The 7,807-nt window shown below is 63.1% G+C and carries 8 protein-coding genes; all 8 read left to right on the top strand.

Translation table 11 applies throughout. The annotated features are described in order from the left end of the window. A partial coding sequence (locus KDH09_03650; protein ID MCB0218766.1) for a carboxypeptidase regulatory-like domain-containing protein occupies positions 1-257 on the top strand: 257 nt, incomplete at its 5' end. Between the two features lie 205 nt (positions 258-462). After that, the gene (locus tag KDH09_03645; GenBank protein ID MCB0218765.1) at positions 463-1,314 is read left to right on the top strand and encodes an LPP20 family lipoprotein; all 852 of its coding nucleotides are present in this window, start codon (positions 463-465) and stop codon (positions 1,312-1,314) included. Positions 1,315-1,364: 50 nt separating this feature from the next. Continuing rightward, a complete protein-coding gene (locus KDH09_03640; protein MCB0218764.1) occupies positions 1,365-2,525 on the top strand; it encodes an S-layer homology domain-containing protein in 1,161 nt (386 codons plus the stop codon). Positions 2,526-2,639: 114 nt separating this feature from the next. Further along, positions 2,640-3,854, top strand: a complete 1,215-nt coding sequence (locus tag KDH09_03635; GenBank protein ID MCB0218763.1) for a hypothetical protein — start codon at positions 2,640-2,642, stop codon at positions 3,852-3,854. A gap of 49 nt (positions 3,855-3,903) precedes the next feature. After that, entirely contained in the window at positions 3,904-4,890 is a 987-nt protein-coding gene (locus tag KDH09_03630) for a hypothetical protein (protein MCB0218762.1), read from the top strand. 16 nt (positions 4,891-4,906) lie between these two features. Next, positions 4,907-5,227 (top strand): PEGA domain-containing protein, encoded by a 321-nt coding sequence (locus KDH09_03625; protein ID MCB0218761.1) that lies wholly within the window; start codon positions 4,907-4,909, stop codon positions 5,225-5,227. A gap of 34 nt (positions 5,228-5,261) precedes the next feature. Beyond that, a complete protein-coding gene (locus KDH09_03620; protein ID MCB0218760.1) occupies positions 5,262-6,176 on the top strand; it encodes a FecR domain-containing protein in 915 nt (304 codons plus the stop codon). Between the two features lie 119 nt (positions 6,177-6,295). Beyond that, the coding region (locus tag KDH09_03615) for an AsmA family protein (GenBank protein MCB0218759.1) at positions 6,296-7,807 on the top strand (1,512 nt) is incomplete at its 3' end.

The raw sequence follows: 7,807 nt of genomic DNA, 5'->3' as shown, positions 1-7,807 counted from the left end.
TACCGCTCGAGCGGCGCGGCTGGATCGAGGGCAAGGTGCTCGATTCGAGCGGAAATGCGCTGCCCCGGGCCAAGGTCTATATCAAGGACGGCAAGGTGTGGACCGGCACAGCGGCCGATTCGGCCGGACGCTTCATTTTCTACGGGGTGGAGGACGGCCAGCACGAGCTGATGTCGCGCCTTCCCGACAAGAGCGAGGCCCGCGCCAGCGTGCAGGTGGACGCTCGGGGCGGGGCAAATGTGGATTTGAGGTTCTAGGGGCCTACGGGGCGGCCTCTGCGCGTTGACAGCGCAGCGGCGCAACCCTATCGTATGCGCTGGAACTGTTGGAAGAAATTTCGATCGGAAGAGGAAATGCAGCGAATTCGCTGCTGTTTTTGGGGATGTGGGCTACGTCACACGAGATGGGCCCCTCTCTCCCTTATTAAAGGGAACTAGATACCACGGAGGAGTCCGCACAATCATGATTCGCAAACTTACAGTGCTTCTGGCCCTGGCTTTCCTGGCCCTGCCTGGCTCGGCCTTTGCCCAGGCCGGTTACTTCGGTGACGCCGGCAATTCATTTGTTCAAAACGTGGGGCCCGGCCAGGTCAACTGGCAGACCATGAAGCTGCGCGTGACCGGATCGGGCGCGCCCAATCCCAACGCCCCCAATATTGCCGTCGCCCGCCTGGGCGCCGAGCGTGCCGCGAAGGCCGACGCCTTCCGCAACGCGCTCGAGTCGGTGCAGGGCGTTCAGGTCTCGGCCGAGTCGACCGTGCAGGACTTCATGCTCCAGAGCGACACCATCAAGACCCGCGTCGAGGGAACCCTTCGTGGTTTCTCTGTGGTCGATCGCAAGTATTTCAATGACGGCGGCGTGGAAATCGTGATCGAAGTGACGCTGACCGGCGATATCGCCGCTGCGCTCTTTGGCGATCAGGCCTTTGCCGCCGCTCCCGGCGCCGACAACATGGCCGCTGCCCAGGCGCAGGGCCCGGTCTATACCGGTCTGATCATCGACGCCTCGGGCCTTGGCAGCAAGCCGGCCATGAGCCCGCGCATCATCGATGAGCGCGGCGCCGAGGTTTACGGCACAGGCGTTGCCAGCCGCGAGTTCGCCCTGGATCTGGGTGTTGTGGGCTATGCCCGTGATGCAGAGAAAGCCAAGGTCAACGACCGCGTTTCCGACAACGCGCTGGTCATCAAGGCCATCAAGACCGACGGCCCGGCCGGCACGAATCTCGTGATCTCGAACGCCGATGCTGAAATGATCCGCAACGTGACGCAGAACCTGAGCTTCCTTTCGAAGTGTCGGGTGATGATCGTTCTGTAACGACTGCTTGAGAAGGCACCGGCTAGGAAAGAAAGTTTAGGAGAGCATCCATGAAGAAAATCGTCAGCAATCTCTGGTTGGTGGCCGTGGCAGTAGCCCTGCTTGGTTCGGTCAGCGCCTGTGGCGACAAGAGCCGCGCCAAGGAAGCCGCCCTCGATACGCCCGAGCACCATACAAAGGTCGGCAACCGCCAGCTCGACAACGAAGAATACGATGAAGCCCTCAAGAGCTTCGAACTTGCGCTCAGCCTGAAGAAGGACTTCACCGGCGCTCTCGTGGGTCGCAGCCTGGTCTTCGCCCAGAAGGGCGACTGGGAGCACGCCGAGAACGATATAGAGAAGGCGCTTTCTACCGCCGACAGTGACGATGACGAAGTGGTCGCCAACATCGGCATGGTCCGCTACCTCACCGCCAAGATGGGTGACGACTGGCTCTCTGATGCAGAAGATCACTTCAAGGAAGCTATCGACGAGGACGGCGATAGCACGGCGGCGCGCTACTACATGGGTATTGCTTACAAGCGCGGCCTCCAGTTCGGCAAAGCCGGCGAGATGTTCCGTCAGGTCCTCGATCTGCAGGGTGACTACTCCGCCGAGGCTCGCCGCGAGTGGCGCCTGGTGCAGGAGATTCAGCTCGCCGCCCCCGGCAGCGAGATCGGCAAGCAGATTGCGCTGATCGACAAGATCACCCGCGCCGACCTGGCCGCGCTCCTCATTGAGGAGCTCAACATCCAGAAGCTCTTCAAACAACGCGGCGCCAAGTTCGACACCTCCTTCCACGCCCCGGGCGAGAAGGCCAAGAAGCAGGCCATGTCGTCGGCCGAAATCGGCGTCGACATCCAGGATCACGTCCTGCGTGCTGACATTCTCGAGGTGCTCAAACTCGGCATCCGCGGCCTGGAACTCGATTCCCAGAACAAGTTCAACCCCTCCGAGGCAATTGCCAAGGCGGAGTTTGCGATGATGATCGAGGACATTCTGGTCAAGATCAGCGGTGACACGGCGCTTCCGACCAAGTTCATCGACGAGACCAGCCCGTTCCCCGACGTGCGCAGCGACGCGCCGTACTTCAACGCGGTGATGGTTGCGACCTCGCGCCAGATCCTTGAGCCCAAGGACCTCTCCACGGGCGAGTTTGCGCCCAAGGATGCGGTCAGCGGTGCCAAGGCCCTGCTGGCGATTCGCAAGCTGCATGAGGCCCTGCAGTACTAATCAGGCTTGATGAGGCCGGCCCGGACCCGATTGTGAAGGGCCGGGCCGGCTTTGTTATTACGGGCTCGCGCCGAAAGCGGCGCAGTCACTGAAACATACGGGATGGACCGAACCATGAACCGACTCAGTCGCGGCGCCGTTGCGCTGCTCGTGCTCTTCACCCTGCTTCTTTCCCTGCCGGTTGCCGGCGCCCACGCCCAGGACGATAGCCTGCGCGTGCGGGCCGAAGGCTTTGACGCCATCATCGGCAACAACGAGATGCATGCGCGCGACAAGGCGCTCGACCAGGCTCTGCGTGCCGCGGTTGAGCAGGCCGCCGGCGTGGTGGTCGACAGCGAAACCCTCGTAGAGAACTTCCAGATGGTGAGCGACCGGATCTATTCGAAGTCGCGGGCCTTCGTGCAGAGCTACAAGATCATTTCCGAGGGCGCGCAGGGCGATGGCACCTACAAGGTCGTCGTCGATGCCGTCGTGGCCAAGAGCTTTCTCGAAGCCCAGCTCAAGGACCTCGTCCAGACCGGCCTGCAGCAGAGCAACAAGCCGCGCACGCTCTTCATGATTGCAGAGCAGCAGATCGGCCAGGAAGTCTGGACGGCGTGGTGGACGGGCGCCGGCGCCCAGGTCAGCGCGACGGCCCAGTCCTTCGATCTCAACACCACGGAGAACACCTTCCTTCAGGAATTCACCGACAACAACTTCCCGGTGGTGGACCTCGCAGCCGCCAGCGGCAACATCAAGGTTTCCAACGCATACGGCGCCACAGATCTGACCGATCGTCAGGTGCAGGAACTGGGCAACCAGATGGCCGCCGAAATGGTGGTCTACGGAAAGGCCTACGTCCGGCAGGGCAACCGCATCCTGAACTCACCGATGTTCTCGATCCCGGCGAACATCTCCATCAAGGTCGTGAAAACCGACACCGGGCGCGTGGTGACCAGCGCCAGTGAGAGCTGCACCCACGTCCACTCGATCCCCGAGGTCGGCGGCCCCGAGGCGCTTCGCAAGTGTGTGAAAAAGGTCGCCGCGGAGATCATGCCCAAGATGATCGAGAAGGTGGTGCAGAACCACAGCGTGGAGCTGAACATCTCTTATGGTACCTACAAGCACCTGGCCCAGTTCAAGCAGGCCCTCAAGCGTGAGCTGCGCGGCATTGAAGCCATTCACCAGCGCAAGACCGCCAAAGGTAGCACCACGCTGGAACTGGACATGAAGACGGGGACGGCGCAGACGTTGGCCGACGAGCTTGCGCTTCGCGATTTCCCGGACTTCCTGATTGAAATTCAGGAAGTGACGCAGAACACCATCAGCATCGTGCTGGTCAAGCAATAGTGACAGACGGGCGCGCATAGCGCCCGGGAATGATCGGGAAGGGGAGACCGTGAGAAATTCGACGCTACTGGCGCTCCTGCTGGCAACGCTCGTTGTTGTCGGCTGCGCGCCTAAGGCCAAAGAGCCCGCCGGCCAGTCGGCCGAGGCCGAAACCAGTTATGTCATCACCACCAGGGGGCCGAAAAAACGGGTCGGCGTGGTCAAGTTCGAAAACAAGGCAACCTATGCCAAGCGCTATCGCGTGGGGCAGGCCATCGTCGACATCGTGACGACGGAACTGGCCAAGACCGATGCCTTTATTCTGGTCGAGCGCAGCCAGCTCGACGAAGTCCTCAAGGAACAGGCGCTCGGACAGAGCGGCGCGATCGATCCCGCCACGGCGGCGCAGGCCGGCCGCGTGCTGGGCCTGCAGGCAATGATCATCGGCACCATCAGCGAGTTCGGTGTTCACACCGAGCACACCGACGCCCTGATTGCCAAGAGCAAGAAGCAGGTTGCCCGTGCGGTGGTCGATGTCCGCCTGGTGGATACGACGACCGGTGAGATCCTCTATGCAGGCAGCGGAACGGGCGAAGCCGAAGACACGAAGGGCGAGTTGCTGGGCTTCGGCGCCAAGGGCGGTTACGACCAGAGTCTTGGCCAGATTGCGCTGCGGGCGTCGGTCAAGCAGTTCATGCAAAGCCTGCTCGACTCGCTTGTCACCCAGGAGTGGCGCGGCAAGGTCGTGAAGGTCGATGCCGGGCGTGGCACGGCCATCGTCAATGCTGGCAAGGAAACCGGCCTGCAGGTTGGTGACAAGCTGCAGGTCAACCGGCTGGGCGAGGTGCTTGTCGATCCCGACAGCGGCCGCGAGCTGGGCCAGGAAATCGGTCCCGAGGTGGGTGAACTCGAAGTGATCAGCCTCTTCGGGCAGAATGTCTCGAAGTGCAAGATCGTTTCCGGTCGAACCGGCATTGCTGCCGGACAGCAGGTCACTCTCAAAGAACGCCCGGCGCCTGCAAAACCCGCAGCGCCGGCCGCTGCCTCGCAGAGCTGAGAAACAGGAAACCAAGATGAGAAATGCCATTGCAGCGATTCTGGTTGTGCTTTCGGTCTCCCTGCTCGGGGCCTGCGCCTCGCGCAGTGTCGAGCAGGTGGCCGATCGTGGGCTCGTGGTGTTCCGTGTGGAACCGCGTAGCGCCGAGGTCTGGATCGACGGCAAGTTGAAGGGCAAGGCCAGCGATTTCGATGGCCGCATGAAGGTGCTCGAGCTCGATGGCGGTCGCCACCACCTGGAACTGCGCAAGGAAGGCTATGAAACCCACGCGCAGGAACTAATGGTGGGCGGCGGCGCCAAACAGACGATTCGCGCAAGTCTGGACAAGGTTCAGTAGAGGGCCGCGTTCTTCGCGTCCTGGAGGAGTATTGATGAAGGGCTATGTGCGTGCCGGCTGGAGCCGACCGCTGCTGTGGGCGCTCGTTGTCTCATTGAGTGTGCTCGGCGGTTTTCAGGCATTTGCCGCTCGTGACGGCGAGCGCACGGTCACGCTTTCGCGCCTTGAAGGCCAGGCCTTCGCAGCGGCAGGCAAGAACGGCCCGTGGCAGTCGCTCAAGCTTGGTGACGGCGTGGTGCAGGGGCACTTTGTAAAGACCACGGAGAGCAGCCGCGCGGAGCTGAAGCTACCCGACGGCGGGGTCGTGCGTCTGGCACCCAACACAAAGCTCCGACTCTCGCATCTGTATTTCCCGACCCGCAACAAGACCAAGCAATTCGAGGCCAAGCTGTTCATCGGTCGCCTCTGGGCCAAGGTGCGCAAGCTTGCCGGTGCCGATTCTTACTACAACGTGGCGACGACGACGGCGGTGGCCGGCGTGCGCGGCACGGCCTTCCAGGTGAACTTCGCCGGCGAGGGGCAGGACTCGCTCTTCAAGGTCTATGAGGGCAAGGTCGCCGTGAAGGGCGTTCCCGCGCAGGTGCCCGGCCCGCGCCAGGTCACCGGCCGCCCGCAGGAAGTGCCGGGACCCCAGGAAGTGCCCGGCCCGCGCGAGGTAACCGTGGAGGAATGGGAACGCATCGTCAGCAGCTGGCAGTACATCCGCGTGAGCCCCACGGGCACGGCGAGCGAGCCGGTGGGAATCGATCCGACCGCCGACAGCGCCGAGGATGAATTCACTGCATGGAACCTTGAACTCGACCGTATTCCGCTTCCCGAGCCGGGCGGCGATGACGCGCCGGCGGCTACGCCGGAAACGCCCGCCCAGCAGCCGGCCGAACAGCCTGGCCAGGAGAGCGGGAAACCCGATGAGCCCGAGAGCGTCGTGCCGCCAATCCGGGCGGAATAACCGGCCCAGCCAACGGCGGGGGAGTCCCTGTGGCGCAGACGCCGGGTCAGCAAGAGCAACCCACATCAACCAGCAATCCGGGCGGCCGGGGCTCGCCGCGCACGTGGTTGCGTGTATTTGTGTTAGTTCTCGTGACGCTCCTGCTGATTGGTGTGGCGCTGCTCCAGTGGTTTCCCGCCGAGGCGCTGCGCCCCTGGCTTGAAGAACAGCTATCGGCCCGCCTTGGCCGCCCGGTCACCATCGAATCTCTCCAGATTGCACCGCTGCGCGGCTTTGAGCTGACGAATGCCCGCATCGGGGAGCGCGTCGGTGACGCACCCGACGACCTTCGGGTAAAGACCCTCGAATTTTCCTTCGATCCCTGGAAACTGGCAAAGGGTGAGCTGCACGTGCGCGCGCTTCGGGCAAGCGGGATCGAGCTGCTCATCAAGCAGGAATCGGGCAAGTGGAACTGGGAATCATCGGCAGGTGATGTCGGGAGTGAGCCGGTCGCAACGTCGAGCCCCTCGACGGCGCAGCCGCTCGAACTGCCCATCGAAATTGAAGAACTTGAGCTCGAAGGCCTGCGCGTGCGGGTTGAAACCCCCGAGTTACAGCTCGCAGCCGGAACCTTCTCCCTCTTCGCGCAGGGACGCGTGGGCCCGGAGCATTTCCTGAAAGCAAACCTGCGTGCGGAGCCCACGGCCGCGCTCTCCGCGACACTGCTTACCGGGCAGCGCGCGCGCGAGGCGACGTTCGACGTTTCGGGCCTGCTCGACGCCCGGCTTGCGGGCGGTGACGCGCTGAGTATTGAAACGAGCTGGCAATTGCCGATTCGGCGCCTGGCCGAAGGCGGCAAGGCCCTGGTGCTCCCCTCACCCCTGAGCTTTGAGGCCACGTGCGGCGGAACAATCAGCGCGTCGCAATACGCCTGTGAGAAATTCAATCTTCAGCTCGGCAAGGCGATCTCGCTCGTCAGTGCGGGCGAGCTTGCGGTTGCTCCGCAGCTCAGCGCGGACTGGAAGGTCGATTCGCTGGACGCGGAACTCAGCGAACTTGCCGAGTTTGTCTCGCAGTTTGGCGAGCAGCGCGTGGAAGCCCAGGGGCGCGTGGCAGCCAGGGCGGTATCGATTTCCTACCGGGGCGAAGCTGCGACGCTTTCAGGTGAGATAGAAGCGCAGGTCGAGCAGGCGAGGTACGGCGAGATTACGCTCGCCCGCTTCGGCGCGACCGGTGCATTCGAGCGTCTCAAGCTGGAGCCCGGAAAGCTGCCGGTGCTGGGCAAGGCAGCGCTCGGAGGAAACTGGGTCAGCATCGGACAGGGCAGGGCGCTGCTCGTCAAGCAGGGCAAACTTTCGCTGGAGGCGGCCTCGAAATCTGGTCTCCTCGAATGGAGCATCTCAACGAGCGCCGGTCTTCGTGTGGACAGCGGTGCGGTCACGCACGATGGAAGGGCGCGCGCAAGCGCCCGCGGCACGCTCGATCCAAAGCGTGGCGAGCTCAAGGTCGCCGCCATCGAAGCCGCAACCACCGGTGTGCAACTTAGTGGCGATGGCGCGCTGACGCTCATGGACGGAGGCAGCTCGAAAACAGGGCGGCAATTACTGCGCGCGGACCTGAGTGTGAACGTCGGCGCACTCCTGAGCGGATGG

The sequence above is a fragment of the Chrysiogenia bacterium genome (assembly GCA_020434085.1).
In the GTDB taxonomy this organism is placed as follows: Bacteria; JAGRBM01; JAGRBM01; order JAGRBM01; family JAGRBM01; genus JAGRBM01.
This window is presented reverse-complemented; position numbering and strand designations above follow the sequence as displayed.

Coding starts and splice junctions, on each gene's coding strand:
- KDH09_03645 (MCB0218765.1), top strand. CDS start 463: ATGATTCGCAAACTTACAGTGCTTCTGGCCCTGGCTTTCCTGGCCCTG.
- KDH09_03640 (MCB0218764.1), top strand. CDS start 1,365: ATGAAGAAAATCGTCAGCAATCTCTGGTTGGTGGCCGTGGCAGTAGCC.
- KDH09_03635 (MCB0218763.1), top strand. CDS start 2,640: ATGAACCGACTCAGTCGCGGCGCCGTTGCGCTGCTCGTGCTCTTCACC.
- KDH09_03625 (MCB0218761.1), top strand. CDS start 4,907: ATGAGAAATGCCATTGCAGCGATTCTGGTTGTGCTTTCGGTCTCCCTG.
- KDH09_03620 (MCB0218760.1), top strand. CDS start 5,262: ATGAAGGGCTATGTGCGTGCCGGCTGGAGCCGACCGCTGCTGTGGGCG.